General features: G+C 58.9%; 1 protein-coding gene. It reads left to right on the forward strand.

What is annotated here, in order from left to right:
- Positions 1–645: polymorphic toxin-type HINT domain-containing protein (locus KUM32_RS41830; protein ID WP_217146844.1), on the forward strand; the 645-nt coding region annotated here is incomplete at its 5' end.
- Positions 646–767 lie beyond the last annotated feature (122 nt).

Below are 767 nucleotides of genomic sequence, written 5' to 3' on the forward strand. Positions count from 1 at the left end.
GGCGAGACCGCACCTCGCGAGGTGGTCGGCACGATCGTCACGGAGGACGACAAGGAGTTCGTTGACCTGAAGGTGGCGGGGCCGGAGGGTGAGAAGGATTCCCTGATCGCCACGGTCACGCACCCCTTCTGGGTGGAGGACACCGACTCCTGGGTGGACGCGGGCGACCTCAAGGCCGGCATGAGCCTGCGTACGCCGGATGGCACCACGGTGAAGGTGGCCTCAACCCGTCATTTCAGCGAGCTTCAGCGCACGCATGATCTGACGGTTTCGGGGGTGCATACGTATTATGTGGTGGCTGGTGAGGCGCCGGTTCTGGTGCACAACAGCAACTGCCCGGACCTTGGAGAGTCGTGGAAACCGAAGCCTGCATCGCAGGTTTGCGGAACGGGTGGATGCGAGAAAGTGGCTGACCACATACAGTCGATAATTGGCGGCGACATTATGCGGATCACTGATAGGTATGGCGCGCCACAACTTGGAAAGTATCGCGGCATTGACAGTGGGTGGAACTACCATGATGTCGTGGTCAAGGATGGTCGGGTGTTCGATGCGACAACTGGAAGACGGGGCGAGCCGATTGATAAATATCGATCGCATTTCGAGTACGGTGACGACCTGGTTTTCAGTCCAGCTCCCAGGTAGCAGGTAACGCCGTGGATCTCCGTGATCGGCTTGCTGACGTGCGTAGGCGCCCTCATCTCTACGGATTGACCACATTCGGTGAGGTATCTGCATTTGTAGCCGGTATGGATGCTGCGACCGAA

The sequence above is a fragment of the Streptomyces sp. AC627_RSS907 genome, from assembly GCF_019049165.1.